This is a genomic window from Bacillus sp. lyk4-R2A-2 (assembly GCF_030209735.1).
GTDB classification, from domain to species: Bacteria; Bacillota; Bacilli; order Bacillales; family Bacillaceae; genus Bacillus; species Bacillus pumilus.
The window spans coordinates 774,934-800,664 of the sequence record NZ_JARVRK010000004.1 but is presented as its reverse complement, the minus strand read 5'-3'; the positions used below and the strand labels follow the sequence as shown (position 1 = coordinate 800,664).

Annotated in this window: 31 protein-coding genes and 1 pseudogene; 7 read left to right on the top strand and 25 right to left on the bottom strand. The window is 40.1% G+C overall.

The window, feature by feature from the left end; genetic code table 11:
* From QRN39_RS18460 to QRN39_RS06825, 3 genes and pseudogenes are all read right to left on the bottom strand, one after another.
* Positions 1-421: pseudogene (locus tag QRN39_RS18460) on the bottom strand (BclA C-terminal domain-containing protein); the annotation flags it as partial.
* A 35-nt stretch (positions 422-456) separates the two neighbouring features.
* On the bottom strand, positions 457-801 hold the full coding sequence (locus tag QRN39_RS06830; RefSeq protein ID WP_034660755.1) for a DUF3992 domain-containing protein: 345 nt from the start codon (positions 799-801) through the stop codon (positions 457-459).
* A gap of 74 nt (positions 802-875) precedes the next feature.
* Positions 876-1,529 (bottom strand): CotZ-related putative spore coat protein, encoded by a 654-nt coding sequence (locus QRN39_RS06825; RefSeq protein WP_212046737.1) that lies wholly within the window; start codon positions 1,527-1,529, stop codon positions 876-878.
* A 406-nt stretch (positions 1,530-1,935) separates the two neighbouring features.
* On the opposite strand from QRN39_RS06825, the gene QRN39_RS06820 reads away from it, so the two are divergent.
* A complete protein-coding gene (locus QRN39_RS06820) occupies positions 1,936-2,307 on the top strand; it encodes an iron chaperone (protein ID WP_284906580.1) in 372 nt (123 codons plus the stop codon).
* 52 nt (positions 2,308-2,359) lie between these two features.
* Here QRN39_RS06820 and QRN39_RS06815 read toward each other — a convergent pair whose 3' ends face one another.
* Positions 2,360-2,941, bottom strand: a complete 582-nt coding sequence (locus tag QRN39_RS06815) for an undecaprenyl-diphosphatase (protein WP_050944921.1) — start codon at positions 2,939-2,941, stop codon at positions 2,360-2,362.
* 139 nt (positions 2,942-3,080) lie between these two features.
* A complete protein-coding gene (locus tag QRN39_RS06810; RefSeq protein ID WP_284906578.1) occupies positions 3,081-3,620 on the bottom strand; it encodes a GNAT family N-acetyltransferase in 540 nt (179 codons plus the stop codon).
* 207 nt (positions 3,621-3,827) lie between these two features.
* On the opposite strand from QRN39_RS06810, the gene QRN39_RS06805 reads away from it, so the two are divergent.
* Entirely contained in the window at positions 3,828-4,289 is a 462-nt protein-coding gene (locus tag QRN39_RS06805) for a macro domain-containing protein (protein WP_212046736.1), read from the top strand.
* Positions 4,290-4,566: 277 nt separating this feature from the next.
* Here QRN39_RS06805 and QRN39_RS06800 read toward each other — a convergent pair whose 3' ends face one another.
* From QRN39_RS06800 to spoVK, 9 genes are all read right to left on the bottom strand, one after another.
* Entirely contained in the window at positions 4,567-5,040 is a 474-nt protein-coding gene (locus QRN39_RS06800; RefSeq protein ID WP_061407903.1) for an antitoxin YezG family protein, read from the bottom strand.
* Positions 5,040-6,962 (bottom strand): T7SS effector LXG polymorphic toxin, encoded by a 1,923-nt coding sequence (locus QRN39_RS06795; protein WP_284906575.1) that lies wholly within the window; start codon positions 6,960-6,962, stop codon positions 5,040-5,042. The genes QRN39_RS06800 and QRN39_RS06795 overlap by 1 nt, the downstream gene beginning before the upstream one ends.
* A 126-nt stretch (positions 6,963-7,088) precedes the next feature.
* Positions 7,089-7,223: a hypothetical protein gene (locus tag QRN39_RS06790; protein WP_257736826.1), complete on the bottom strand. Its 135-nt coding sequence runs from the start codon at positions 7,221-7,223 to the stop codon at positions 7,089-7,091.
* Between the two features lie 2 nt (positions 7,224-7,225).
* On the bottom strand, positions 7,226-8,317 hold the full coding sequence (locus QRN39_RS06785; protein WP_137054602.1) for a Rap family tetratricopeptide repeat protein: 1,092 nt from the start codon (positions 8,315-8,317) through the stop codon (positions 7,226-7,228).
* Positions 8,318-8,770: 453 nt separating this feature from the next.
* Positions 8,771-10,105 (bottom strand): type I glutamate--ammonia ligase, encoded by a 1,335-nt coding sequence (gene glnA / locus QRN39_RS06780; RefSeq protein ID WP_003211015.1) that lies wholly within the window; start codon positions 10,103-10,105, stop codon positions 8,771-8,773.
* A 59-nt stretch (positions 10,106-10,164) separates the two neighbouring features.
* Positions 10,165-10,575: a MerR family transcriptional regulator gene (locus QRN39_RS06775; protein ID WP_212045882.1), complete on the bottom strand. Its 411-nt coding sequence runs from the start codon at positions 10,573-10,575 to the stop codon at positions 10,165-10,167.
* Positions 10,576-10,666: 91 nt separating this feature from the next.
* Positions 10,667-11,947: a methionine gamma-lyase family protein gene (locus QRN39_RS06770; RefSeq protein ID WP_284906570.1), complete on the bottom strand. Its 1,281-nt coding sequence runs from the start codon at positions 11,945-11,947 to the stop codon at positions 10,667-10,669.
* Positions 11,948-11,965: 18 nt separating this feature from the next.
* Positions 11,966-13,228, bottom strand: a complete 1,263-nt coding sequence (gene hflX, locus QRN39_RS06765; protein ID WP_050944939.1) for a GTPase HflX — start codon at positions 13,226-13,228, stop codon at positions 11,966-11,968.
* 121 nt (positions 13,229-13,349) lie between these two features.
* Entirely contained in the window at positions 13,350-14,309 is a 960-nt protein-coding gene (spoVK, locus tag QRN39_RS06760) for a stage V sporulation protein K (protein WP_003211912.1), read from the bottom strand.
* Positions 14,310-14,629: 320 nt separating this feature from the next.
* On the opposite strand from spoVK, the gene QRN39_RS06755 reads away from it, so the two are divergent.
* On the top strand, positions 14,630-15,388 hold the full coding sequence (locus QRN39_RS06755) for an N-acetylmuramoyl-L-alanine amidase (RefSeq protein ID WP_050944941.1): 759 nt from the start codon (positions 14,630-14,632) through the stop codon (positions 15,386-15,388).
* Positions 15,389-15,455: 67 nt separating this feature from the next.
* Here QRN39_RS06755 and QRN39_RS06750 read toward each other — a convergent pair whose 3' ends face one another.
* The 9 genes from QRN39_RS06750 to QRN39_RS06710 form a co-directional block, all read right to left on the bottom strand.
* A complete protein-coding gene (locus tag QRN39_RS06750) occupies positions 15,456-16,073 on the bottom strand; it encodes a hypothetical protein (RefSeq protein ID WP_050944943.1) in 618 nt (205 codons plus the stop codon).
* 84 nt (positions 16,074-16,157) lie between these two features.
* On the bottom strand, positions 16,158-17,138 hold the full coding sequence (nrdF, locus tag QRN39_RS06745) for a class 1b ribonucleoside-diphosphate reductase subunit beta (RefSeq protein ID WP_003212452.1): 981 nt from the start codon (positions 17,136-17,138) through the stop codon (positions 16,158-16,160).
* Positions 17,139-17,155: 17 nt separating this feature from the next.
* Complete coding sequence (gene nrdE, locus QRN39_RS06740) at positions 17,156-19,258, bottom strand: class 1b ribonucleoside-diphosphate reductase subunit alpha (protein ID WP_003212060.1); 2,103 nt, start codon at positions 19,256-19,258, stop codon at positions 17,156-17,158.
* Complete coding sequence (nrdI, locus tag QRN39_RS06735; RefSeq protein WP_008360380.1) at positions 19,218-19,610, bottom strand: class Ib ribonucleoside-diphosphate reductase assembly flavoprotein NrdI; 393 nt, start codon at positions 19,608-19,610, stop codon at positions 19,218-19,220. Before nrdI ends, nrdE begins: the two co-directional genes overlap by 41 nt.
* 265 nt (positions 19,611-19,875) lie before the next feature.
* Entirely contained in the window at positions 19,876-20,088 is a 213-nt protein-coding gene (locus QRN39_RS06730) for a hypothetical protein (RefSeq protein ID WP_003212415.1), read from the bottom strand.
* Positions 20,089-20,167: 79 nt separating this feature from the next.
* The gene (locus QRN39_RS06725) at positions 20,168-20,500 is read right to left on the bottom strand and encodes a YmzC family protein (protein WP_003211073.1); all 333 of its coding nucleotides are present in this window, start codon (positions 20,498-20,500) and stop codon (positions 20,168-20,170) included.
* A 161-nt stretch (positions 20,501-20,661) separates the two neighbouring features.
* Complete coding sequence (gene hfq, locus QRN39_RS06720) at positions 20,662-20,883, bottom strand: RNA chaperone Hfq (RefSeq protein WP_003211269.1); 222 nt, start codon at positions 20,881-20,883, stop codon at positions 20,662-20,664.
* A gap of 25 nt (positions 20,884-20,908) precedes the next feature.
* Positions 20,909-21,865, bottom strand: coding sequence for a tRNA (adenosine(37)-N6)-dimethylallyltransferase MiaA (gene miaA, locus QRN39_RS06715; RefSeq protein ID WP_226805219.1), 957 nt, complete (start codon positions 21,863-21,865; stop codon positions 20,909-20,911).
* A 69-nt stretch (positions 21,866-21,934) separates the two neighbouring features.
* On the bottom strand, positions 21,935-22,336 hold the full coding sequence (locus QRN39_RS06710; RefSeq protein WP_284906600.1) for a YmaF family protein: 402 nt from the start codon (positions 22,334-22,336) through the stop codon (positions 21,935-21,937).
* 104 nt (positions 22,337-22,440) lie between these two features.
* Here QRN39_RS06710 and QRN39_RS06705 point away from each other — a divergent pair, with 104 nt between their 5' ends.
* The 4 genes from QRN39_RS06705 to erbB all read left to right on the top strand — a co-directional run bounded on the left by QRN39_RS06705 (position 22,441) and on the right by erbB (position 24,066).
* Positions 22,441-22,707, top strand: a complete 267-nt coding sequence (locus QRN39_RS06705) for a hypothetical protein (protein ID WP_050944950.1) — start codon at positions 22,441-22,443, stop codon at positions 22,705-22,707.
* A gap of 112 nt (positions 22,708-22,819) precedes the next feature.
* Positions 22,820-23,362: a TetR/AcrR family transcriptional regulator gene (locus QRN39_RS06700; RefSeq protein ID WP_050944952.1), complete on the top strand. Its 543-nt coding sequence runs from the start codon at positions 22,820-22,822 to the stop codon at positions 23,360-23,362.
* 2 nt (positions 23,363-23,364) lie between these two features.
* Positions 23,365-23,682, top strand: coding sequence for an SMR family multidrug efflux transporter EbrA (erbA, locus tag QRN39_RS06695; protein WP_003211368.1), 318 nt, complete (start codon positions 23,365-23,367; stop codon positions 23,680-23,682).
* A gap of 15 nt (positions 23,683-23,697) precedes the next feature.
* Entirely contained in the window at positions 23,698-24,066 is a 369-nt protein-coding gene (erbB, locus tag QRN39_RS06690) for an SMR family multidrug efflux transporter EbrB (RefSeq protein ID WP_034662159.1), read from the top strand.
* A gap of 47 nt (positions 24,067-24,113) precedes the next feature.
* On the opposite strand, the gene QRN39_RS06685 is transcribed toward erbB, so the two are convergent.
* Positions 24,114-24,563: an OsmC family protein gene (locus tag QRN39_RS06685; RefSeq protein WP_050944954.1), complete on the bottom strand. Its 450-nt coding sequence runs from the start codon at positions 24,561-24,563 to the stop codon at positions 24,114-24,116.
* A 77-nt stretch (positions 24,564-24,640) separates the two neighbouring features.
* Positions 24,641-25,375: a poly-gamma-glutamate hydrolase family protein gene (locus tag QRN39_RS06680; protein WP_003211920.1), complete on the bottom strand. Its 735-nt coding sequence runs from the start codon at positions 25,373-25,375 to the stop codon at positions 24,641-24,643.
* Positions 25,376-25,731 lie beyond the last annotated feature (356 nt).

The window sequence follows — 25,731 nt, the reverse complement described above, 5'->3', positions numbered from 1 at the left end:
TTGAACCCGTTGCTCCCGTCGGGCCAGTTACTCCCGTTGAACCCGTTGCTCCCGTCGGGCCAGTTACTCCCGTTGAACCCGTTGCTCCCGTCGGGCCAGTTACTCCCGTTGAACCCGTTGCTCCCGTCGGGCCAGTTACTCCCGTTGAACCCGTTGCTCCTGTTGGACCCGTTACTCCCGTCGGGCCCGTTGATCCGGTTGGACCTGTTACTCCCGTTGAACCTGTTGATCCTGTTGGGCCAGTTACTCCGGTTAATCCTGTTGATCCTGTTGAACCCGTCGATCCGGTCGGGCCAGTTGATCCGGTTGAACCCGTTGATCCGGTCGGGCCAGTTGATCCCGTTGATCCGGTCGGGCCAGTTACTCCTGTTGGACCCGTTATTCCTCCACACATATTAAGCTGGGCACACATGCCTCTCACTTCTTTCAAACTGTGGAATCTTCAAGACATACACACTAATACTGATAATTGAGAGAAAAAGAAACGACAATACTTCCAGTCGAGGTCCCACCCGTAGCTACAATCCCAATGGAGTTAAGATCACTTAGCGTAATGGATCGACTCTCTCCTGGAGGTACAGTGAAATCTGGAACAGCCGCACCGTTGACCTCTAATGTCACAGTTGGAGCTACAGCCACGATTCCGTTGTTTTCCACCATAATGGTCCCGTTTATGACAAATGGTGTTCCATCCGTCCAGACGACTACTGGATCCGCTGCTGCTGCTAAATCGACTGTGAAGCATACCGCATCATTCACAAAGCCTGTTTGCTCATTACTACACCCGCCTAAAATAGCCATTTTAACCCTCCTTCAACCTATTCTTGATAGACTATGATCTAGTGATCTACGAAGATTGTGCGCTTATCCCAGACTCAAAGCCTTATTTTTTTCCTTTGTACCATGTTCAATTGAATGTCTAAACATGCTTGCACCTTTTCAGTGGTTTGATGATTGAAAATCAACATCATATCTTTTACAGTAATCGATCGACTTTCTCCTTTTTGAACACATATATCGTGACATGATTTTTTCGTTTGAATCGTGATAGAAACCGGCACATCTTGATCATCATGATGATGCAAAATCACTGTTGCTGCATTTGGTAATTTTGTTCCATTTCGCCAGATTTCAACCGAACTGGGCGATGTTGAAAAACCAAGAAGGAGGTGGTGAGGTTCTATGTTCTTTAAAATGATCGCATCATAGACTGGTTGTTCTGCTTCAATCATTCCGCATAAAAAAGAAAGATCAACAAGGATCTTTGAACTGGATCGATATAAAACTTTCTGACAGCACGCCGATCGCATGCAGCATGGAACAAGAAGCTCTAACACCACACAATTTTGTTCTTCATTGATGGAAATCAAGGAAAAATAGCAAGTCTTAAACACACTTTTTTCAAAGAACACCCATGAGTAGAAAGGTTCTCCATCTTCCATGAGTAGCAAAAAAGAAGGACTCATTGAACGCTTGTGAGTAAAGCTTTCATTTTTTGTTTGATTGTTTATCTCTTTCAGTTTACTCATCAACAGGTTTGTCACTTTCCATCAGCCCAATTCAATGCTGTATACAATCCATATGGTCTTTTATCATATGTGTCTTTGACTATTTTGTGCGATTCGCCTATAGATCAGTAAACTAATTATCAGCACAGCTTTTCATTTATCCAGTTTCTTTATATAATATGATCAATAACTTCCGCGCCTCAGTAGCTCTAGAAGGGAAGAGCGCCGTAAAACAAATTGTAGCTAGCGGGTCGCAAGGCAAGGGTTTCAGAAGCACCGAAAAGCACACGAGCTGAGACAGGTGAAATTCCTGTCGGTGAAATTCCGTAGGGAAGCGTGTTGCCCCTAGCCTATGCTTACGAAAGGAGTGCGGGTTCGAATCCCGTCTGAGGCTTATGAGGTCGATGGAATGGGAGGATAAAATATCATGCATGTGTTTGAAGAGTATGTAAGCAACATTGGTAACCCAGAGCTGAAGCAGCGCACGCAAGACATTTTACAATGGATTTTAGACACATTCCCTCAACTAGAACCAAAAATTGCTTGGAATCAGCCCATGTTCACAGACCATGGCACATTTATTATTGGGTTTAGCGTGGCAAAACATCACATTTCTGTCGCACCAGAAGGAAAAGGAATTGATCACTTTTCAGCTGACATTGTACAAGCGGGTTACGATCATGGAAAAAAGATGTTTCGCATGAAGGAAAGCTTACCAGTTGATTATCCTCTCCTAAAGAAAATCATCGAATTTAATATCGAAGACAAAGCGGATTGTACAACGTTTTGGCGAAAATAAAAAGTACCCCGATCTGAGCCATTATCAGATCGGGGCATTTTGCTGCAACATGTTATTTTGTTCTCTTCCTTACAACGTTCTGCTCAAGCCACTCATAACATGACAAGATGGCATTCACGCTCCTTTGACATATCGGCAAATAGACAACTGCAACCGCTATTAAACACGCTATAACAGCCCCTGCTAAGACATCAAAAGGATAATGGACACCTACCCATATCCTAGAAAAACCAACGGCGCACGCTATGATCAGCCAATAAACATGGCGTTTGTGAAAAAGCCAAAAGATCAGACATACAGAAAAAATAAAGATGGTATGATCACTCGGAAAAGAGTTATTCACTTCCTTTTGAATCAAAAGATTGACATGACTCATTTCGGCAAAGGGCTGCTGGTTGGAATAAAAAAATCCTGCAATTTTCCCAATTAACTCTGCCAATATGAAAGTAAGTCCAGCAGATACCACCATCCCCCTATTGGTTTCACTTCGATTTTGAAACCATATGAACAGACACGTGAGCGCTGCTAACAGCACAGTATATTCAGCTAGTCCAATGAATATCGGATTCAAATAACCATGATCGATACTGAGCTGATTCACCCACCTAAATAAATCTTCATTATATCGCTGCATCTCATTTCATTCCTTTTTCCTCGATTTATGATAAGGATAATTGAAATAAGATGACTCTTCCATCGATTGAACGAACAAACCATGGAACCATATGACATGTTTGTCACTTTGCTGTCACTGACATCATTTACTTACTGCTCTATAGAGAGTGATGCTGCCATTCCTTTTTTAGTAAAGCATATTGGTACGTGTTTTCATATTTAGGGGTGCCATCCTCATATGTAGTAAATGAAATAAACTCAAGAAAAAGGCCTTCTCTCCGCATGCCTAATCGCTCACATAATGCCTGCGAACGGACATTATCATCTTCTACATAGGCATAAAGCCGCCTTGCTGCCTTTTCTACAAATAAATAGGACAAAAGCGCCACAGCGCTCTCTCGTGCATATCCCTTTCCTTCATATGCTTCATTGAAATTCCAGCCGATTGAATACGTATCAGGATCCTCTTTTAAATGAAACAACTCACCGATAATCTGCCCACTTTCTTTTAAACAAACCGCTACATATGAATGGTCTTCTTTTCTCTTTTTCACTATAGCCAAAGCTTCTTCTAATGAAGAAATTCGATCAGCGAGGAAACAATTTACTCTTGGATTAGACAAGTACTCAAGCATCCCTGCTGCATCTTCATCGCAAAACGGTCTAAGCATTAAACGATTCGTTTCTAATTGATTCATAAATGACTCCTCACTTTTTTTGCTTTATTTCGTGTTTTCTAGTCTCTTCATATTTTAGATGACATGCACCAGCTTTGACAATCAAGTTATTCTGAAGTGTCTTCAAATAAACGAAACTCATAAAAAGCATTTTGCTATTAAATCATTTGGTCAAAACTGATAAAATAGAACTTATGTTTCTATTTTATGAAAAAGGGGTTACACGATATGATCAAAACAGTGGATGGCAACATTTTAGAGGCAAGTGAAGACATCATCTGTCACCAGGTGAACTGTAAAGGGGTCATGGGCGCTGGATTAGCCAAACAAATCAAAAGCAAATACCCCAATGTGTACAAAGAGTATAAAGAATTATGTACAGAACAAGGAGATGACTTGTTAAGCTCCGTTCAACTCATCACAACTAATGACGGAAAAACAATTGCCAACTTATTTGCTCAAACCGGATACGGAAGAAAAAGAATGCAAACGGACTACGATGCCTTACGCAGCTGCTTACAAAGCCTAAAAGACACAGTAACCCATTCAAATGAAAAGAAAAACCATACTTCCATCGCCATTCCCTACGGGATCGGCTGCGGACTGGCGGGCGGCGATTGGGCGATTGTGGAAGGCATGATTGAAGAGGTATTGGGTGGATGTGAAGTGACGGTTTATCGGTTTAGATAGAGGGAAATGAAAAATGTAATTAGAAGGGGAATTTGTTTTTCGATCTTTTTGCTTTCGTTGATCGGTTTCTTTGACATGCTAATCAACAACAATTGATTCCAATCACAATCAATATTTTTATTTTGTCGTAACATGTGTCTGTTTTGTTATTGAATAAAAGGAGTTATTATTTAATAAGAGCACCATTTCTGCATGAAATGGTGCTCTCAAAAGTTCTCTAGTTTTTATTTCTTTAATCTATCAAAATGAAATTTATAACAGCTTAAAGATTCAAAAGTTACTCCAATGTAGAAAGGTATTTTTCTAAATGTTTTTTACCAGAATTACTTTTAGGTATAATACCTAGATGATTATATTTCCAAATGGTTTTTCTTTCATGAGGGTTTGTATTCGAAAGATCATCATAATTAAATTCTATATTGAAATGTCCCGTTTCATTAAATATCATTGTGAAATTTGTCCAAGGCTCTTGACCACTTTGTTCAAACGCTCTCCTAAGTTCTTGGATACAGTCAACTAATTGATGCCATCTTTCTCTGTATTCATGTTCACTCACTTCAAACAATTCAGTGATCTCATGACTATATATCGGCTGATCATCATTTTCCTCAGGTAAAAAATAAAAGTAAGCAGTCTGTGAACCTTCAACTACCTCACCATATAAATACACCTTTATCCAATTGACAGGTATTGTCTTAACTACAATATCAACTATCTGTTTGTATACATATTCTAGTTCTTCTTCATTCATTATTTTTTCCCTCCATACACATTATCGAATCGTCTGATTTCCCATTCATCATCACCAATTTTATACTTAATATCAAAAGTTTCTGGACGTAGAGAATCAGCTTTATAGTTAGGTGTTATCTTTACTTTAACCTGATCACCATTTTGAAGAGCATCAGCCCATGCATTCTCAAGCTTTTTCCATTCACCTTTATTTAAATTCCCATTCATAGGCACAAGATTATCAATATCCCCAGACCCTTTAAAAATAGTTGCAATCAAGTGACCTCCGTCATCATCTAGTAATCTGTCAGGCTTGCCTGAATTAGATTGGGCGTATTGGTTTCTTTTGACCTCTCCGTATTTTAAATCACTTGCTTCAACTTTGACAATACGTCCGTAGTGATCGGTTGTGTAGGTGTAGCCTTGCTTTGTTGAATAAACGACATTTGGTTTTAATACTTTTTTACGTTTCCATCTCACATAGTGATCTCCGTAACTGACAACAGCCGGTGGTGATTTAGGTGCTGGTAATCGTCTGCCTGTCTTAGAGATTCCGTAGCCTGAATTGTTGTCGAGACGCTTTGCCATGGAGAGGAGTTTATTTTTAAGATTTTCCCCGTCAAAAACGTTATACGGTAGCTTCGGTCCACCAGCCATTTGAAACTTTGGTGAGTACGGCAATAGATTCGGAATAGAGACTCTGTCTAATGATTTTGCTCCTTGTTCAAGCCCTTTCTTCACTGTAGTTTTGGCCGCGGTTGTCCCTGTTTTTGTGATGGCTCCTGCCCCTTTGGAACCAAAGACGATTTCTGCTAGTGAACCAGTCGCATAGGCGAACCAGTGTGAACGAGAATACGCATCACCATCTATGACTTCTTTTTGGAATGAGTCTGAAATTGATTTTCCAATCGCTTTCGATGTTTCAATTGGATGAGAAACAGCCGTAATGACTGATTCTACGGCACCACCAGGGTCTGTCACAAGATCATATATTCCGGTCACTGTATCTTTGGCCACATCATATAGACCAACTGCAGCACCTTTTACACTATCAACGAATACCTCTGATGCTTCTTCCTGCGCTTTGATTTGGAGCAGCTGGCTGTAATACATTTTTTGATCGTAAGAAAGATTTTCATATCCAATTTCGTCTACAATCTCAAAGTATTTCGCTTCTGATATACACGAGGGATCATTGAGCTTTTCTTTCAATTCTTTAATTCTTCGTTTCTCTTTTTCTTCTTTTTTCACTTTTAAATATGCTTTCACCTGTGCATCGATTTTATCATGATTCTTGTACACATCTGTCTCATGAAATGCTTTTGCATCATAATACATGGGCTGAGCGTTCTTACCTTTTCCTGTAGCAGCCATCATTTTTGTATAAAAAGTTTTGAGGTGATTCTCAATCTCTTCTGACTTTGCGTATTCTGTTTTTAGCTCATGATCTATTTTATGTAAAGCATCAATTGTCTCTTTTCTTTTTTTGTTCGCATCGTCTAAATGTTCATTGACCTCTTTACTTGAAAATGTGTGTAATTCAATTAAATCACTGATATCGTCAAAAATAGTGGAAAGAGCTTCTTTTTGTTCCTTGACCATATCTTTATTATTTTGAATGCCTTGCTTCAATTGAGCATCTAGGAAGTGCTCATCAATAAATGTACTCCCGCCTAATGATTCATCATCCAGCTTTCCTTTCACTCCATCTAAAAAAGCCTTTTGCATATCGATAAAATCAAGATAAGTGTCTGTGTATAGTGCAAGATCATTATAAAAAGCTTTGATATTATCTGCACCTTTTCCAGTAAACTCATCACCTAATCCCGATACACCTTTTAATGCTTTTTTCACAAGTTTCATCTCTTCATGAAGCTCATGATAGGCCTTTGACCTCTGTTCGACAGCTAATAGTAAAGATGGAGCATCTAATATTTTCATATAAAAAAGACTCCTTTTATGGAATATTCTTTTACTAGAATACCATAAGGAGCCTGACACTTTAATCCACTTTATCGTTTTTTAACCAATTATCCTCCGTAGTGGTGGATTAAAACCCTATCGCTTTTATGAACCTGCACCTCTAGAGAAAAGTAACACTACCTCATTTTTAGCATCAGCTTGAGTTTGTTGTCCAACAGGCATTCCAAGAATTGTACCTAATAGCAAAGCAGTAGTAATCATCATCATTATTTTTTTCATGATCATATGACCTCCTTTCCTATAAGCGTACAAGATTTTAAAGCCAATTCCAAGAAGTAGTTACTTTCTTCATAAAGATTTAACTTCTTATAAATGGATGCAACATCAGGAGCTAGAGCCTCTATATCAACATATGCTTTTCTTTCTTCCAAAAAACATAGCCCTTTCTTGATATCCTCATAGCTTTCCCGTGGTGTTGTATAACATTTCTCAAGGATATTAAATTTCAAAATAAAGTTTGTGTTTTGCTGTTCTTTAGAAAAGGATTTCCCCTCAGCAACCCAACTTATTGCCTGATCCAACTGATTTGATTTATAGCTTGATCTTGCAAATTCATACGCACATTGTAAGTATGAAACAGGGGCTGACTGTTTTAGATCATCTGCGAAAATTGCTTTGTTAAAATATTCAATGGCTTCTATATGGTGGTCATCCTGAATTTTGAGAAATCCTAAATCATAATAAGCCAACGCTAACAATCTCTTATCATTCTTCTCAATTAGTCTATCAACACACTCCAAAAGCATTTTTTCAGCTTTGTCTAGTCTACCATCATCAATCAAATTCAGTGCCAACAACATATTACAGTTTATGGTCTGTATGCTGTAACCTTCATGACCTTTATAGATATCTTTTGCTGTTTGTAGATGATGGTGAGAAAGGAGCGTGACCTTATTGAAATAGTAGAGTGTGCCAATTTTATAATGGAACTCAGCCTTTTCAATTTCATCATGTACCTTGTCCAATTGTCTCTCAGCTACTCTAAATAGGACTAGAGCTTCTGAATAATTATTCCTTGCACTCTCGTACATACCTTTGAAAAGATAAAAGTAAAACCTTAGCATGTCATCTGTTTTGACTCTTTCGCTTTCTGTTATTGTTGGCTGCCCCACTAAATCTTCCATAAGTACCTTAAATCTATAATCAAGAATATTGAAATAGAGTAAAACATCTTGATTTTCTTCCATTTCGCCTAACATCTCTTGAATCTCATCCCTCAACTCTACTGCTTGTGAAACTTCCCTCTTTTTAATATGTAAATACCATTTGTTGAGAGTGTTTGCTACATCTACAGAGGAAATCAAACCCGACATCCCATTACCCCCTTGCTCTCATTTCCTTTGTATAATTTTAACACGATATTTACAACATATGTAAAGTCAAGGTGGTCATTTTAAAAGTTTTCGGTATCCCGCAAAATGCAAAAATACTAAATCTATAATAGGTATGTTTTATGAGAGTGCATTAAACTAGAAGCGACATGGCGGTAAAGAGTTAAACATAAGTATACTGTAACACAAGAAGTAACAGAGCTTTCTAAAGATGGATTTAGTACAAAAAAGAAGCGCAAGTTGATGCTTAAAACATGAAGAATTGCTTAGAAGTGATATTGAAGTTGATGGCGTAGAAACAACTTTAAAACATTTTCTTCCGGAACACTAATTCTCTTTGTAAATCTAGATTTACACCTCTTTTTCTTCTTTTTTGAATATAATTTGACCAAAATAAAAACCCCCTGAAGCCAATGGCTCCAAGGGATTTCCTGATTAATACTGAGACATATACTGATCGCGTTCCCATGGGTGTACTTGGGTGCGGAACATATCCCACTCGATTTCTTTTGATTCGATGAAGTGCTCGAATAAGTGATCGCCTAGTGCGTTGACCATGACTTCGTTTGATTTCAGCAGCTCAAGTGCTTCTGCAAGTGTTGCAGGCAGATCAGCGATGCCGTTTTCAAGGCGCTCTTCTTTGTCCATGACATAGATGTTTCTGTCAATTGGTGCTGGTGCGTCTAGTTTGTTTTTGATTCCGTCAAGACCTGCTGCAAGTAATACGCTTAATGCAAGGTATGGGTTTGCAGATGGGTCTACGCTGCGCACTTCTACACGTGTGCTGATGCCGCGTGATGCAGGGATACGGATCAGTGGGCTGCGGTTTTGTGCACTCCATGCCACATAGCAAGGTGCTTCATAACCAGGTACAAGACGCTTGTAAGAGTTCACCGTTGGGTTTGTGACCGCTGTAAAGCTAGTTGCATGCTTGACGATACCTGCGATAAAGTGTCTAGCCGTCTCGCTTAATTGTAAATCTGCTTTTTCATCAAAGAATGCGTTTTTGCCATTTTTGAATAATGATAGGTTACAGTGCATACCAGATCCGTTTACACCAAACAATGGTTTTGGCATGAATGTCGCATGAAGACCATGCTTTCTCGCGATCGTTTTGACAACGAGTTTGAACGTTTGAATGTCATCACAAGAACGGATGGCGCCTGCATATTTGAAGTCAATTTCATGCTGTCCAGGTGCTACTTCGTGGTGAGACGCTTCAATTTCAAAGCCCATTTCTTCAAGCTCAAGCACGATATCACGGCGGCAGTTTTCGCCTAGATCTGTTGGTGCAAGGTCAAAGTATCCACCTTTATCGTTTAATTCAAGCGTTGGCTCGCCTTTTTCATCTAATTTAAATAAGAAGAATTCTGGCTCAGGTCCAAGGTTGAAATCACTAAATCCTAGGTCTTCCATTTCCTTTAAGACACGCTTTAAGTTATTACGTGGGTCTCCATCAAATGGCGTCCCGTCCGGCTTGTAAATGTCACAAATAAAGCGTGCAACTTTACCTTTTTCTGCTGTCCAAGGGAATATAACAAATGTGTTGAGATCTGGGTATAGATACATATCTGATTCTTCAATACGTACGAAACCTTCAATAGATGAACCGTCAAACATACATTTGTTATCGAGAGCTTTTTCTAACTGGCTCACAGGAATTTCAACATTTTTAATCGTTCCGAGAATGTCTGTAAATTGCAGACGGATGTACTTTACATTTTCCTCATTTACTAATTTTACGATATCTTCTCTTGTGTATTTTGCCATTTCGTAAAACTCCTCCCCTACAAAAGGTAAAATTGTATAGCAATGCTTTTGCTAATTGGTTAACGGAAGAACCTTGACATATCCCCCTGCCTAAAGGTCGTTCCTTGTTGGAAACGTCCAGCCTGAATGAGTTCCTTCTTCAGTAGCTTCCTGAGTTCATCATCTGTCAAGTTGTGCTTCGCTGTGGATTTCTCCTCGGTCTTTGCATCAGACGCTGGATGTTCTGCCTCAGCATTGGCAAAAAGTTTTTTGATTCCTGCCATGTTTACACCTTGTTCGATGAGGTTTTTAATTTCTAGTAATTTATCAACATCATGGAAAGAAAATAATCGGCGATTCCCATCACTTCTTGCTGGAAATACTAAACCATTTTCCTCATAATAGCGAATTTGCCTTGCAGATAATTCTGTTAGCTGCATGACAATCCCAATTGGGAATAAAGGCATTGAGCGGCGAATGTTATCACTCATCTCAACTGTCTCCTCCTCTTTGCTTAAATTTATTATATGTCATGTTATATTATGTGTCAACATTATGTTAGGAATATTAACATGGATTTTTTTATCGAGCAGGTATGTCGATGAAACCTTGTTCCAATAAGGCATCTACAGCACTGCAAATCGCATTTTTCACATGGGCATACGTGAGTCCGCCTTGAACGTAGGCTGTATAAGGCGGTCTGATCGGTCCATCGGCTGACAATTCGATACTAGCCCCTTGGACGAAGGTGCCCGCTGCCATAATGACATCATCCTCGTAACCCGGCATATAGCTTGCATGCGGTGTGACGTGACTGTTGATCGGAGATGCATATTGAATCGCCTGACAGAATGCAATCATTTTGTTAGGATCACCAAATTCGACGGATTGAATTAAATCCGTTCTTTTCGCATTCCACGCCGGGTTCGTTTGGAACCCGAGCTTCTCAAGAAAACGAGCCGTGAACACTGCACCTTTTAAGCTTTGCGCCACAACATGCGGTGCTAAGAAAAATCCTTGATACATTTCCTGAAGCGCATAAAGCGAGGCACCCGCTTCACTACCGATGCCCGGAGATGTCATTCGATAAGAGCAAGCTTCTACCCATTTTTCTTTTCCAACGATGTAACCGCCTGTTTTGGCAAGCCCGCCGCCTGGGTTTTTAATAAGGGAACCCGCCATAAGATCCGCTCCCACATGACATGGCTCTTGTAATTCAGTAAATTCACCATAACAGTTGTCCACAAACACAATGATTTCTTCATTGATCTCTTTTACAAATGAAATCATTTGCTCGATTTCTTCTATTGTAAAGGAAGGTCTTGAAGCATAGCCTTTCGAACGCTGAATGCCGATCATTTTTGTTTTAGAGGAGATTGACTCTTTTACTTTGTCATAATCGACGGATCCATCTTGTCTTAAATCAATGGCCTTGTAATCAATCTGGAAGTCTTTTAATGAGCCTGTCCCTTCTTTGCCGCGAATCCCTACAATTTCTTCTAGCGTATCGTATGGTTTTCCCGTCATATAGATCAATTCATCGCCAGGTCTCAGCACACCGAATAATGCAATGGAAATGGCATGTGTGCCGGAAATGATCTGCGGACGCACAAGGCCGCTTTCTCCTCCGAAGACATTCGCATAAATTTTTTCTAGCGTGTCTCTTCCCATATCATCGTAGCCATATCCAGTTGTCGGGTTAAAGTGAGAATCACTGACTCTATGCTTTCGGTAGCTTTCAAGCACCCGCCACTCATTTTGTTCACTCTTTTGATCAATTTGCTGATGCATGTGAAAAATGTCTTGTTCTGTTTCTGCTGCTACTTTTTCTAAAATACTGCCGTGTTTTAATGTATGAAACATCTTGATTTAATTCCTTTCTTACAACATATACTTCTTGATTTGACCTAATATGGTCTGCTCCTCACCGCTAAACCCGGTGATGTCATAAAGTTCTGCTTCTTTTTGAAATTCTAGCGATTCCACGAGCGTTTCTGATTTTAATGCGGAGATGAGCTTTCCTTCATACGCTGGAATCTTCACATGATAGGGCTTTAAAAAGTTTTGTTTCAGTTCTGCCATAATATCCGCTTTTAATCGCTTTACATCTTCTTCGCGCCTCGCACTGATTAATAGATGACGATGCTTTGAAGATGGGATGAAATCCGGTCTGATTTGATCTTCTTTGTTATAAACCGTCAGCATTGGAATACGATCTGCTTCTAATTCCTCTAAAAGCTCATGAACCGTCCGTTCGTGACCTTCGTAATCCTCATTAGAAGAATCAATGACATGAAGCAAATAATCGGCTTCCTTCACTTCTTCAAGAGTGGAACGAAATGCCGCAATGAGTGTTGTTGGGAGGTCTTGGATAAAACCAACGGTGTCTGAAATCAGCACACTATAGCCAGATGCTAATGTCATCTTACGTGTCATTGGATCAAGTGTCGCAAATAGCAGATCTTCTTCATGGCTATCTGCATCTGTTAATTGGTTAAACAAAGTAGATTTTCCGGCATTCGTATACCCAACAATGGCAATTTGGAACACACCATTTTTCTTCCGGCGTTCCCGGTATCTTGTCCGGTGCTCTTTGACTGTAGATAATTGCCCGTTAATTTCGTGAATACGGTTTCGAATATGGCGTCTATCTGTTTCAAGTTTTGTTTCACCTGGACCTCTTGCGCCAATTCCTCCGCCTTGCCTTGAGAGGCTGATCCCTTGTCCGCTTAGTCTCGGCAAGGCATACTGAAGCTGGGCAAGCTCTATTTGCAGCTTCCCCTCTCTTGTCCGGGCTCTTTTTGCAAAGATGTCTAAAATCAATTGTGTCCGATCGATAATTTTCACATCTAAGGCAGTTGCCAAAGCTTTTAGTTGACTTGGAGACAGTTCGTCATTAAAAATAATGACATCACATTCGAATTCCTCGCAAAGCACTTCAAGCTCTTCTACTTTCCCTTTACCGATATATGTTGCGCTGTCTTGTCTATTTCTCTTCTGCGTCATTACGCTGACAGCTTCACCGCCAGCCGTTTTGGTTAAGGAAGCTAATTCTTCCATTGAGTATTGAAAGCGTTCATCCGTGACATGCGGCAATTGACAGCCGACAAGGATCGCTTTTTCTGTCATTTCATGTTCATTCAACGTCAGTTGTTTCCTTTCTGTACTTAAGTTTTCAGTAGTACCATCATACCAAACACACCACACGTATACCACTATTCGGATGGTTTATTTTAGTATCTCTTTATAAAAAGGATACGCCATTTTAAGTAGGCGTATCCTCTTTCATTTGGAGATCGTGACTTTTAATCGTGAGCAAATCTTTTTTATCATAATGATCCACAAGCAGGAGTCTCATCGCTTGGGTACGAATGGCCTTTTCAATCGTGTTTCGCACAAAACGGCCGTTGCTGAATTTTGCAGGACTCGTGGTGCTTTTAATGTGCATTAAGTAATCTCGCAGCTTCCATTCAGCTTCTTGAGTAAATATATATTCTCTGTCAGCCATCATCCGTTTGGCAATGTCCATGAGCTGATCGACGGTATAATCAGGAAAGCTGATATTGATTGGAAATCTCGATTGCAGGCCGGGGTTTAATGATAGAAAATGATCCATTTCCTTGGAGTAGCCAGCAAGAATGAGAATGAATTCGTGTTGTTTGTCCTCCATATGTTTGACTAGGGTATCAATCGCTTCTTTCCCAAAATCCTTTTCGCCTCCGCGGGCAAGAGAATAGGCTTCGTCGATGAACAAAATGCCGCCTAGTGATTTTTTAATTAAATCTCTTGTTTTTTGAGCAGTATGACCAATGTACTCGCCGACTAGATCTCCGCGTTCCGCTTCAATTAAGTGACCTTTTGAGAGGACATTCATTTCAAAGAAAAGCTTCCCGACAAGTCTTGCAACCGTTGTTTTCCCTGTGCCGGGATTCCCTTTGAACATCATATGAAGCGCTTGTTTACCTACCTTTAACCCTTGTTCCTGCCTTTTTTGATTGACAAAGATCCAAGCATAAATCTCTTTTATGTTTCGTTTCATTTCATCCATACCGACAAGGCTGTTCATTTCACGCTCTATTTCCCGTAAGATGCTGTGTTTTGCCTCATTTTTCTGCAAGGCTTCTAGGTATTCTGCCTCTGAATCTGCATCAACCAATACTTGTTTTTGTCCGTTAAGTATAATATTGATTTGGCCGTTGTTTTTATATGTGACAGCTCGCTCCAACGTATTCACCTCTCGCTCTTCTCTCTTTATTCTATTCGGGTGGAGCTGTAATCGTGACAATCGCCCGCTTAAGCCCAAGTTTGCTGTCAAAATGACCCGAGATTCCGAATATTGTAGGGATTTCTGCGGTTTCCCAGGAAATGATGTGCTATTTCCATTGTATTCATCCCATTTAGGCGGACAAACCAACAATTTGTTTTTTCTTAGAAAAATGTAGCTTTCTCATCACAAATTGTGCAGAAAAGAGTCTCAATGATTTCCGCATTTTGTACAGGCAATTTTTCTATTTTCTCATAAAATAAAGACGAGGTGATGAATAGATGGTGAAAATTTTTATTGATCCTGGCCATGGAGGAACAGATTCTGGAGCTGCTGCTAATGGACTTTTGGAGAAAAATATCACACTGCAAATCGCGATTTTATTGAGAGATATGTTGATTAGTGATTATGATGACGTTTCCGTCCGCTTAAGTCGTTCTATTGATCAATCCGTTACTTTGGCCCAGCGTACAAATGCGGCAAACAGCTGGGGAGCTGACTATTTCGTGTCTATTCATATTAATGCAGGCGGGGGCACAGGTTTTGAAAGCTATGTGTATCCTGGCGTTTCAGCACCAACCACCACGTATCGCAATGCCCTTCATGATGAAATTGTTCGCTCGGTGGATTTTGCCAACCGCGGCAAGAAAACAGCGAACTTCCACGTTCTTCGAGAAACTTCTATGCCCGCTATTTTAACAGAGAATGGTTTCATCGATACGACAGCTGATGCAAATAAGCTCCGCAACGCAACCTTCCTTCAAGGCATCGCTCGCGCTCATGCCACTGGATTAGAGAAAGCCTTTCAGCTGAAAAAAAAAGCTAGTAATCTTTATAAAGTTCAGGCTGGAGCTTTCAAGGTGAAAGCCAATGCAGATGAATTAGCAGCCACGCTGAAATCCAAAGGCTTTGACGCCTTCGTTGTATTAGAGGGCGGCATGTTCCGAGTGCAAGCCGGGGCTTTTCGTACAAAGCAAAATGCGGATGACCTCGTCGCAAGATTGAAACAGGCCGGTCATGACGCATTCGTTTTCCAATAACTGAAGCTTGTTATAACGAAATAAACCGGCTCAAGTCTGCTGCTGAGCCGGTTTATGATTGATTCCTTTATGCTAAAATGTTCACGACAAATTGAGACCACGTTTCAAGTCGATCGAAGTATTCAGGCTTTTTCAAATCGGATGCTTTCATCCATTTTCCTGAGATTTGATCTGTTTCTTTCACTTCTACATGAGCGCCTGGAGATAATTCAAGCGCCGATAACAGTCCAATGTGCACACGGCCGACACTGTTGTCATCATCATTAATTAAACCAAGGGTTTTCATCTCAAGTTTGTCTTCTTCTTGAATAGAAAGTTCCTCGTCTAGTTCACGATCCGTATTTTCTTTTAGAATTTCAGCAAAGTTTTTGCCTTCGATGAAATTCATGTGACCACCAAAGCCAAGAGATAACTTATGATGCAATCGAGTCTCTCCCCCGCCTTGAAGCCTTTCATATACATACACTTCGTCCTCACGCTTAATCACGACATAAGGAATCGGCTGCTTGAAGTCAGGATTTTCTTCCGCATCGCCTCTGCGCATCTGCTTGAAGTGCTCTTCGATTTCTTTCATAATGGTGTTGATTGTTTTCTCTTCACTATTCACACCATTAAACGCAAGCGTTTCGTTTTGGAATACGCGTGTGCGCGGTGCAACTAGTATGATTTCATCCATTTTTCCCATGTTCGGTAACCTCCAGTATGTAACGCATTATATGAAATGGCAAAAAGCCAAAACGAGTGATGCGTTTTGACTTTTACGCCTTACTTATGATTCATCTCCAAAGAAGAAGTCGTCATCTTTTAACGGCTCAACCGTTGCTTTTTTGTAGCCGTTCCCTTTCATTGAGAAGAAGTCATGCGATTTTGTTTTTGTATTGAGTCCGTTCAATACAATTGGATTGATCTCTTCTTCTTCAAAGTAAGGGGCAAATCCAAGGTTCATTAACGCTTTATTGGCATTGTAACGAATGAACTTTTTCACATCATGCGATAAATTGACTTGGTCATATATATCTTCCGTGTAATGAAGTTCATTTTCATAAAGCTCGTTCAAGAGGTCAATCGAGAAATCATATAGCTCTTTTTGCACGTCAGGTGTTTGTTTGTTGTAAATTTCTTGTGCTAATAATCCAACATATACACCGTGAATCGCTTCATCACGCAAAATCAAGTTGATGATTTCACCACTTTGCATGAGCTTTCCTTGTCCATAGAAATAAAGCGGGTAGTAAAAACCACTGTAAAATAGGAAGCTTTCTAAATAAACAGAAGCAACCATTGCTTTAAAGAGGGAAATCGGATCGTCCTTTTGAATCGAACGGTATAAACTGACAATCATATCTGCTTTCTTTTGCAAGAATTTATTCTTTTTGACCCATTCAAACACTTCACTGATCGTTTCAGTTGGTGCGAGTGTCATGAAGATATTTGAGTATGATTTCGCATGTACCGCATTTTCCATCATCGCCATAAAGTTTAATACCGCTTTACGCTGATGGCCTTCTACATGTTCAGCCACAATCGGCATCCCTGTATTTCCTTGTTCTGTATCAAGTAAAGTCAATCCAGCAAGTACCTTCATGTACGTATCTCGCTCTTTTTCACCTAGATATTTCCATGTTAAGAGGTCCCCGTTTAAGGAAATCTCTTCAGGAAGCCAGAACTGCTTCACATTTTGGTTGTAAAACATTTGTGTAAAATCATCTTCGTGTTTTGACCAGTTGGCTGCATCATAAATTTTTGTCACGTTAAACTCTCCTTTAATCAAACAACACAAGAAAGACAGCCTTCCTGCCCTGTATCCTTCGTTCTTGCATAATAAAGTGTCTTAATGCCTTTATGGTGTGCATACAGATCGATGCGGTTTAGGTCACGCGTTGTCATCGTATCTTTCAGGAATAGTGTAAAGCTGATTCCTTGATCGACGTGCTGCTGAATCGTTGCGATCATATCGACCACTTTAAACATATCCATATCGTACGCTTCTTTATAGAAGAACCAGTTTTGCGCTGAAAGACCTGGCATTGGGTAATACGTTTTGCTGTTGCCGTATGTTCTTTCTTCGATACGTTCCATAATTGGCATAACAGAGGCTGTTGCCGATTGCACATAAGAAATGGAACCTGTTGGTGCAATACATAAACGGTAGCTATGGTACATGCCATTTTCCGCTACAAAGTCTTTGAGTGCTGCCCAGTCTTCTTTTGTTGGAATGTGCATGCCTTCAAATAATGCTGCTGCTTTTTCTGTTTTTGGTGTGAAATCATTCTCCACGTATTTATTGAAGTACTCGCCCGTTGCGTAGCCAGAGCCTTCATAACGATGGAATGTTTCTCCTTTTTCTTTTGCAAGCTCACTTGAACGTTTAATTGAATAGTAGTTCACCATCATAAAGAACGTATTCGCGAAATCTCTTGCTTCTTCACTTTCATAGGCCATTTGGTTTTGAGCCAAATACCCGTGAAGGTTCATCGCACCAAGTCCGATTGATTTCATCGCTTTGTTCGCTTTTCGAACAGCCGGTGCGTTGCGAATATCTGTTGTTTCAGATACAAGCGTGAGTGAGTCTGTTGCTAGTTTGACCGTTTTTTCGATCGATTTGTTTTTCATGACATTCATGATATTTAATGAACCAAGGTTACAAGAAATATCAAGACCAATTTCATCTTCTTGATCATAGTCCGCGTAAGAAGAGACCTCTGAAGCTTGAAGCACTTCTGAGCAAAGGTTTGAGAATTTCACTCGTGAAATATGGTTTAATGCATGCTCTCTATTCACATTATCTTGGAACATGATATATGGATAGCCAGATTCTGAGCGAAGAACAGCCAATTTTTCAAGAAGCTTTCTCGGATTGACTTTTTCTTTTTTGATTTTCGGGTTTTCTACAAGCTCATCATACATTTCTTCCATGTCCATCTCATCAAGATGCTGTCCATATTCTTTATAGACTGTGTGCGGATAGAAGGTGTAAGCTGTTTTATCTTCTCTGGCAAGCTCAATAAATTTATCCGGGATGACGACACCGATGGACAATGTTTTCACACGCACATCTTCATCTGCAGAGATTTTTTTTGTATCTAAGAAATCATTAATATCTCTGTGGAAAATATTAAGGTAGGCACTACCTGATCCTTGTCTTTGTCCCATTTGATCTGCATATCTGAATGCATTATCAAGAAGCTTCATCACGCCGACGACACCTTTTGTCGCGTTTTCAACATCTTTAATTGCTTCGCCTTTTGCACGAAGCTTTGACAAGTTCAAGCTGACGCCGCCGCCTAATTTTGAAAGCTGCATTGAAATATCAATCGCTCTTGAAATATCGTTTAATGAGTCATTCACTTCAAGCAAGAAGCAGCTCACAAGCTCACCGCGTCTTTTACGTCCAGCGTTTAAGAATGTTGGTGTACTTGGCTGGTATTCCTGATTGATCATCAGTTCTACAAACTCAAGGGCTTTTTCTTTATCTCCGCCCGCAAAGAAAAGCGCTACAACTGAAATGCGGTCTTCATAGCGTTCAAGGATTTTCTTTTTATCATTTGTTTTCAGTGCATAGTCGTTGTAAAACTTAAACGCACTCATGAATGATGGGAATCTAAATTTCTTCGCATATGCAGCTTCGAATACCTCTTTAATATCTGCCATGCTGTATTGTCTTAAAAATTCTTCCTCATAGTAGTCGTTTTCTATTAAGTAATCAATCTTCTCTTCTAAGTTGTGAAAGAAGACTGTGTTTTGATTAATATAATCTACGAAATAACTATGTACAGCTTCTTTGTCCTTATCGAACTGAAACTTTCCTTCTTTTTGAATCATAATCTCGTTATTTAATTGTATCCACTTTGGAACCTGATTTTGTGACAATTCTTTCTACCTCCTGTGTAAACAATTCAACATCCCTTTTTGTTCCGCTTAGTTCAAAGGTGTGCAAAATAGGAACTTGATATTGTTTAGAAATCGTATCGGCGCTTTTGGCAAAATTATCTCCCCATACTTTGTTTCCACTCACCGCTACACCTAGTAAAAGGTGAGCATTTTTCTCTAAAAAGGATTGAGTAGTACTAGGGACTTGTCCAAATCCTGTCGTAAAGGTGACGAGAATAAACGGCGTATCCAAAAACTCTTCTCCAGTCAATTTTCGTTTGTCTGTAAAAGGGGTCTTGTCCAAAAAGCGTTGAACATTTCCTGTTTTTGAATCAAATACGATTTGAATCAATTCCATCACGACCTAGTTTTTAGTATTGTTGATCATTTCGTTATTCACTATATATAGTATACTATGTTTTTTCAAAACACAACATATAGATGTTCGAAACGAAAAAAATCAACCAACCCGGCCGAACATTCATAGCCGAACTCGTACGTTCAAATAAATAGAGCAGAACAGGATCTAAAAATAGACTGCTCTACTCTCTATTCAACTGAAACCGAAATCTATCATAACACGAAAAAAAATCGCTTAGTAGACTAGACTTTTTGTTTTATTTTTTGTAGGCATCGCACTGTAAATCTTCTGACACTTCTGTAATTTCCACTTCAACACCTAATTCTTTTAGCACCGCTTCAAGCGCAGAGACGATTGAAGCTTCTCTGACTAATTCTTTCCCATTTACAGAAACGCTTGTTCCATATTCAAAACAGGAGTCGTCTTCACAAGTTTGTTCCCAATGATTAATTTTAATTTTGTGTGTCATGAACTCATCCTTTTCTGTCTAGATGTCTGATGCATGATTATAGTGTAGCGACTTCACATTCATTTGTAAATTTACGTGCTTACTCTTCTACAGAATCGTCATCATCATCATAATCTTCGTCCCACTCATCTATGTATTTTGTTTTAATAAGGGTCAGTTCTCCCTCTTTTTCATCAAACCGGTACACATGTACTTCATCATCTTTCACAACAGCAAAGTGATTATTTTTTAGTGCAACAGCTGATTGTAATAGGCCATCTATATGTCCATGATCATCTTGATTAGAATAGTTATGCCAGCTTTCCTGTCTTGATTCAATGTTTGAAATGGCACATGATCCAAATAAGACAACAATCCCAATCAATAGAAGGATCACTCTAATCCTTCTTAATTCAAGCTCTGCATTTTCCATATCGCTTCCCTCACCTTTCTTCATATCCAATAAGGGATTATACGCAAAATAGACAGAAAGGTTTCACGGCATGCAAAATAGCCCCTCTGCACTGACAAAAAACGTAGCGGGTTCCGGCCGGTTTATTCGCAGATGCATGGGGCTATTAGGTCGAACATATCCTATTCTAATTCTAGATTTACATTCTTTTGAGGTGCAAATGTAGAAATGGCGTGTTTATAAATAAGCTGCTGCTTCCCTTCTGTTTCAAGCAGCACCGTGAAATTGTCAAAGCCTTTCACTTGACCGCGAAGCTGAAAGCCATTCAGTAAGAATACTGTAACAAATGTATTGTCTTTACGAATTTGATTCAAAAATTGGTCCTGAATATTAATCGGTTTCATGTTTCGTCCTCCTTGATTCTGATAACTACAGTTTCGCTTTAAGTCCAAGCTTTCCTGCTATATATGCGAAAATTTCCTCTTTTTTGTCTGAAAAGTGGCAAGGCGGTGTCATGTCGAACCAAGTGACATCCATTTTATTACGGAACCACGTGAACTGACGCTTCGCATATCTACGGGAATTTTGCTTTAATTGCTGGATAGCTTCATCAAGTGAGCAGTCACCTTGAAAATACGCATACAACTCTTTATAACCAATCGCTTGAACCGATTGACAATCCTTCAAGCCAGATTGATAAAGTGCGCTCACTTCCTCAATTAAGCCTTCATCTATCATCATATCAATTCTTTGGTGAATGCGCTCGTACAAAAGCTCTCGATCCATTTTCAGCCCAATGAAAGCTGTATCATAAAGAGGAACTTCTTGATGACCATTTTGCATCTCCGACATTTTCTGACCTGTTGTATGGATCACTTCCAGCGCCCGGATCACGCGGCGGACATTATTCGGATGAATGGCTTTTGCAGCATCAGGGTCTACTGCCTTTAGCTTTTCGTGCAGCTGAAGGGAGCCATGCTGCTGTTCAAACAGCGCCATTTCTTCTCTAAAAGCAGGGTCACTTTTCTCATCGGTAAATGTGTAATCATATAAAACAGATTGGATATACAAACCTGTTCCGCCGACGATCATGGGTGTTTTCCCTCTAGCGGCAATCTCTTTGATTTTCATACGGACTAGTTGCTGAAATTCAGCTGTAGAAAAGGATTCGTCCGGCTCTTTAATATCAATTAAGTGGTGCGGGACACCATCCATTTCTTCAGGGGTGATTTTAGCTGTTCCAATGTCCATTCCTTTATAAATCTGCATAGAATCACCACTGATAATTTCTCCATTAAATGCTTTGGCTATATGTATGCTCAGTTTTGTTTTGCCGACAGCCGTCGGTCCTACTAATACAATCACTGGTTGTTTCGTTTTTTTCATAACATCACTCTCTTTTACAAACTGCCTACAGTATAGCATAACTTCTCTTTCTCTCCTATATAATGCCCATCACCAGCCGAGTGGTTCATTTCCGACCACTTCATATGTTTTTCCTTTAAAACAATGGGTATGCGTTGGCCTCTCTTGATCTGGACTATAGACGACACCTCCGTATCGGATGGGGACAGGATCTGTATAAGCAGAATACGTGACCTCCTGGATTTCGTGATAATGTGTGCCATCGGCTCTTGGGATAGCAGGTCCTGTGATGCCATAGTATCTGTGAAAATGGCCTCTTTCAAAAGAGGTGACCCCGCGATAGTAATGCGTATGCTTGTCAGTACTGCTTCCATTTACAGGCTGAGAGATCCCTTCAATTAAATGATAATGCTCTTCTGTTATATCCGTTCGTGCTTTATAGGCATGAGCATGCGGCGGACAATTTGCCCAATCAGATGGATACAGGCCCATTTTTGACATTCCTCCTTATATTAGGCGGTCACCCAAACACATGTAGGCCATTTGAATACACTGATGTCAGTTACAGTGATTTTATGTGAGAGGAGCCTTTTTTTATGAATTATTTTGAATCACCACCGTTTATTCAAGAAGACATGAGAAGACCTTTTGGATTTGGACGCCCTGGGTTTGGTTTTGGAGGCCCAGGATTTGGGTTTGGAAGACCTGGATTTGGTTTTGGGAGACCTGGATTTTTTGGAGCTCCATTTTTAGGTGGTTTTACCGGAGGACTACTTGCTGGGTCCCTGCTTGCTCCAGGCTATGGCTATGGGTACCCTTATCCGCCTCCGTACCCGCCATATGGACCATACCCTTATTATTAAACATGTCTTTTAAGTGAAAACAACCTTTCATAAAATGAATCGATTGACACACTAGTTTTTCATGGGTTAACATTTACTTTACCGACCGTTCAGTAAAGTAGGTGTTTTTTTTATGTCTAAAACCAAAAAAGAGCAAATTTTTGAGGCAGCTGCTCGTACGATTTTAAAAGAAGGATTAAGTCAGCTTACCCTTCAACATGTAGCAGAGCATGCACATATGACCAAGGCCGGCCTGCTTTATCATTTTTCAAGCAAGGAAGAGCTCATCCAAAAAATGAATGAGCACGCGATTGTCTGCTTTCGTCAGCAGCTTGAGTCGTATCAGGAAACATACAAAAACGAAAAGGCTCCTTATGTACGTGCATATATTTTGGCGACATTAAATGATCTTGATATGCAAAACACGACCCAGTTATGTACAAGTATGCTGGCCACCATGTCATTTGATGAAGCGTTATTGAACCCTTGGCGTGATTTTTATGCAGAGTTCAAAGCGAAAGCAGCTGAGGAAATCAATGACCCTGCATTGAGCCAGCTGATCCGCCTTTCATGTGATGGAATATGGTTTTCAGAAATGTTTCAGCTTGAACCGCTGAACCGAGAGGAAAAAACCCTTTTACTTCATCGGATTTTACACCTATTAGAGGAGGGATAATCATGATCCTCGGATATCTTTTTCTAGCTGTGGCTATTTTTTCAGAAGCCATTGGCGCCGTGATGTTAAAATTCTCAAATGGCTTTACTCGCTTTAAGCCTAGCGCTGTCGTTGTTGCTGGGTATACACTTGCCTTTTATATGCTGTCATTGACACTGAATATCATTCCGCTTAGCATGTCTTACGCAACATGGTCTGGGGTTGGTACAGTCCTCACGGCTATTTTTGGCGTGCTTTTTTTCAAAGAAACCTTGAACCAAAGAGCAATCATTGGGATGGCGATGCTTGTCTCAGGAGTCGTACTTTTAAATATGTCATAAAGGATGTGAGAGATCATGAAAGGAATGCTCTATTTAACAGGGGCTATTTTGACAGAGGTTTTTGGCAGTACGATGCTGAAGCTTTCCCAAGGTTTTTCGCAACTGCTGCCGAGTATTGGGGTCCTGATCGGATTTGGGTGTGCCTTTACCTTCCTCAGTCTGGCACTTAAAACGATTGACCTTTCGTCTGCTTATGCAACATGGTCTGGCGTTGGAACAGCACTCACTGCTCTTATCGGACTCGTGCTGTTTAACGAAACCATTCACATAAAAGGCTTCATCGGTCTTGCACTAGTGATATGCGGCGTGATTGTCTTGAACCTGTCAAAAAAACAAAAGGAAGAAAACAAAGAACAAATCGATCAAACCGAATGGACGTCATAAAAAAAGTCATTTTCTCCATTTCATTAAGAGAAAATGACTTTTTGTTTTTACCCGCCGACTTGAATGGTTTCTTCTAAGGAAATGTCCACATTTCCTTGAACAGCTCTTGAGATCATACATGAGCTTTCGGCTTTGTGCGCGAGCTTGCGGGCCAGCTCAATATCTTGCGGAGAAGCAGAGGCTTTGAGGATGATGACAGGCCGGTGAATGATTTTTTCATATGTAAACACACCATTTGTCACATCTACGACAGCCTCAGAACTCATTGTGAGATCCTCTTTTTCTAATTGGCTCCGCTCCATCATAGCGGCAAGTGTAATAATATAACACGTAGCCGCTGCACCTAAGAGCATCTCATCTGGATTTGTTCCGATGCCGGGACCGTCCATTTCTTTTGGAATTGAAATCTTCGTTTTTAACTGTTCGCATGAGATTGTACCCACATCGTTACGCAGGCCAGGCCAGCTTGCCTGAAGATGAAAATGATGACGCGCCATATTCGTCTCTCCTTTTGTTATCACTTTTTATAGTGTAACAAGAATTCACGCTGCTTGTCTTAACATGTGCACCATCTTTATGTATATTCCTCATCCAGCACTGTCCGAATCGCCCTGACATACCGGTAGAACGTCTCGTTTTTTGTACTCGACCGCCGCCGAAAGTCAAAACTGTCAAATAAAGCTTCACGCTGACTTCTACTAATCTCTAACTGTACACTTTGCCCTGTTTTAGTAAGATTATTAATATTATGATTGCTTGTTCCGCTCAGGGTTGCGTGTGCGACAGCCAGTTCAGCAGAAAATCCGTTCCGCTCTAATGAGTTCACTATTTTTTCTGCACGGTCGTAATCTGTTCCGCCAACGAGCGTATGGTCAATGCCTTCCTCACCTTTGTATCCATGCACTGCTAAGATATAATCGTGTGCTTTTGCCTGCGCGACGCCGACTGGCTCATCAAAGTTTGTACTTGTCACATGAAGTTCTGACGCATTCTCTCTTAAACCTTCAAACAAATACGTAGAGAAATCATTATCGAAAAAATGGACGATCTCACTCACGCCGCCTTCAATTCTCCCACCATGGGGTGACATCACAAGAAGACGGCTTCCAGGCACTGGGTTGGCTGTAATTTGATAGCTGCTTGTTGATTCGTTTTCTTCCAGTTCTTTAAAATTGCGATAAATATCATTTGAACCGCTTTCGTCTTCCCCACCTGATGACAATGGCTCATCATGTTCCTGTGCTTGCATTGTATAATAAACGCCCCATCCGATCGCAAGCAGGAGAAGCAAAGCAAAAAACTTCTTCATTCCCGTTCTCCTTTAACAGATTTCTAAGCCGTTTCTATGATTTATATTGAATCATCATTTCTTTTCATTTTTTCCACTTTTTCTCTTCAAATTTGATCATAACACTCTAGATCATGAGATTCCTCAAAAATAAGATAATTGCATTTATATACACAGAAACGCCTCTCGTCTTTGAAAACAGAGTTAGAATAGTATGACAGACAAACGAAGTTATGTTTAAAATGACCTAGTTCTATCCAGTCTGTTTTCTTTAATTCGGCTTGTTTTTATATGGATTTGATTTTTTTCCTCTGTGACAAGTCACATTTGTATGAGCATTGACCCTGTCTAACCCCTCCTTTTTTTCTGCAAAATCG

Bases quoted from the DNA above. Each gene is read 5' to 3' on its own strand.
- QRN39_RS06830 (WP_034660755.1), bottom strand. From the start codon at position 801: ATGGCTATTTTAGGCGGGTGTAGTAATGAGCAAACAGGCTTTGTGAAT.
- QRN39_RS06825 (WP_212046737.1), bottom strand. From the start codon at position 1,529: ATGAGTAAACTGAAAGAGATAAACAATCAAACAAAAAATGAAAGCTTT.
- QRN39_RS06820 (WP_284906580.1), top strand. From the start codon at position 1,936: ATGCATGTGTTTGAAGAGTATGTAAGCAACATTGGTAACCCAGAGCTG.
- QRN39_RS06815 (WP_050944921.1), bottom strand. From the start codon at position 2,941: ATGCAGCGATATAATGAAGATTTATTTAGGTGGGTGAATCAGCTCAGT.
- QRN39_RS06810 (WP_284906578.1), bottom strand. From the start codon at position 3,620: ATGAATCAATTAGAAACGAATCGTTTAATGCTTAGACCGTTTTGCGAT.
- QRN39_RS06805 (WP_212046736.1), top strand. From the start codon at position 3,828: ATGATCAAAACAGTGGATGGCAACATTTTAGAGGCAAGTGAAGACATC.
- QRN39_RS06800 (WP_061407903.1), bottom strand. From the start codon at position 5,040: ATGAATGAAGAAGAACTAGAATATGTATACAAACAGATAGTTGATATT.
- QRN39_RS06795 (WP_284906575.1), bottom strand. From the start codon at position 6,962: ATGAAAATATTAGATGCTCCATCTTTACTATTAGCTGTCGAACAGAGG.
- QRN39_RS06790 (WP_257736826.1), bottom strand. From the start codon at position 7,223: ATGAAAAAAATAATGATGATGATTACTACTGCTTTGCTATTAGGTACA.
- QRN39_RS06785 (WP_137054602.1), bottom strand. From the start codon at position 8,317: ATGTCGGGTTTGATTTCCTCTGTAGATGTAGCAAACACTCTCAACAAA.
- glnA (WP_003211015.1), bottom strand. From the start codon at position 10,105: ATGGCAAAATACACAAGAGAAGATATCGTAAAATTAGTAAATGAGGAA.
- QRN39_RS06775 (WP_212045882.1), bottom strand. From the start codon at position 10,575: ATGAGTGATAACATTCGCCGCTCAATGCCTTTATTCCCAATTGGGATT.
- QRN39_RS06770 (WP_284906570.1), bottom strand. From the start codon at position 11,947: ATGTTTCATACATTAAAACACGGCAGTATTTTAGAAAAAGTAGCAGCA.
- QRN39_RS06755 (WP_050944941.1), top strand. From the start codon at position 14,630: ATGGTGAAAATTTTTATTGATCCTGGCCATGGAGGAACAGATTCTGGA.
- QRN39_RS06750 (WP_050944943.1), bottom strand. From the start codon at position 16,073: ATGGGAAAAATGGATGAAATCATACTAGTTGCACCGCGCACACGCGTA.
- QRN39_RS06730 (WP_003212415.1), bottom strand. From the start codon at position 20,088: ATGACACACAAAATTAAAATTAATCATTGGGAACAAACTTGTGAAGAC.
- QRN39_RS06725 (WP_003211073.1), bottom strand. From the start codon at position 20,500: ATGGAAAATGCAGAGCTTGAATTAAGAAGGATTAGAGTGATCCTTCTA.
- hfq (WP_003211269.1), bottom strand. From the start codon at position 20,883: ATGAAACCGATTAATATTCAGGACCAATTTTTGAATCAAATTCGTAAA.
- miaA (WP_226805219.1), bottom strand. From the start codon at position 21,865: ATGAAAAAAACGAAACAACCAGTGATTGTATTAGTAGGACCGACGGCT.
- QRN39_RS06710 (WP_284906600.1), bottom strand. From the start codon at position 22,336: ATGGGCCTGTATCCATCTGATTGGGCAAATTGTCCGCCGCATGCTCAT.
- QRN39_RS06705 (WP_050944950.1), top strand. From the start codon at position 22,441: ATGAATTATTTTGAATCACCACCGTTTATTCAAGAAGACATGAGAAGA.
- QRN39_RS06700 (WP_050944952.1), top strand. From the start codon at position 22,820: ATGTCTAAAACCAAAAAAGAGCAAATTTTTGAGGCAGCTGCTCGTACG.
- erbA (WP_003211368.1), top strand. From the start codon at position 23,365: ATGATCCTCGGATATCTTTTTCTAGCTGTGGCTATTTTTTCAGAAGCC.
- erbB (WP_034662159.1), top strand. From the start codon at position 23,698: ATGAAAGGAATGCTCTATTTAACAGGGGCTATTTTGACAGAGGTTTTT.
- QRN39_RS06685 (WP_050944954.1), bottom strand. From the start codon at position 24,563: ATGGCGCGTCATCATTTTCATCTTCAGGCAAGCTGGCCTGGCCTGCGT.
- QRN39_RS06680 (WP_003211920.1), bottom strand. From the start codon at position 25,375: ATGAAGAAGTTTTTTGCTTTGCTTCTCCTGCTTGCGATCGGATGGGGC.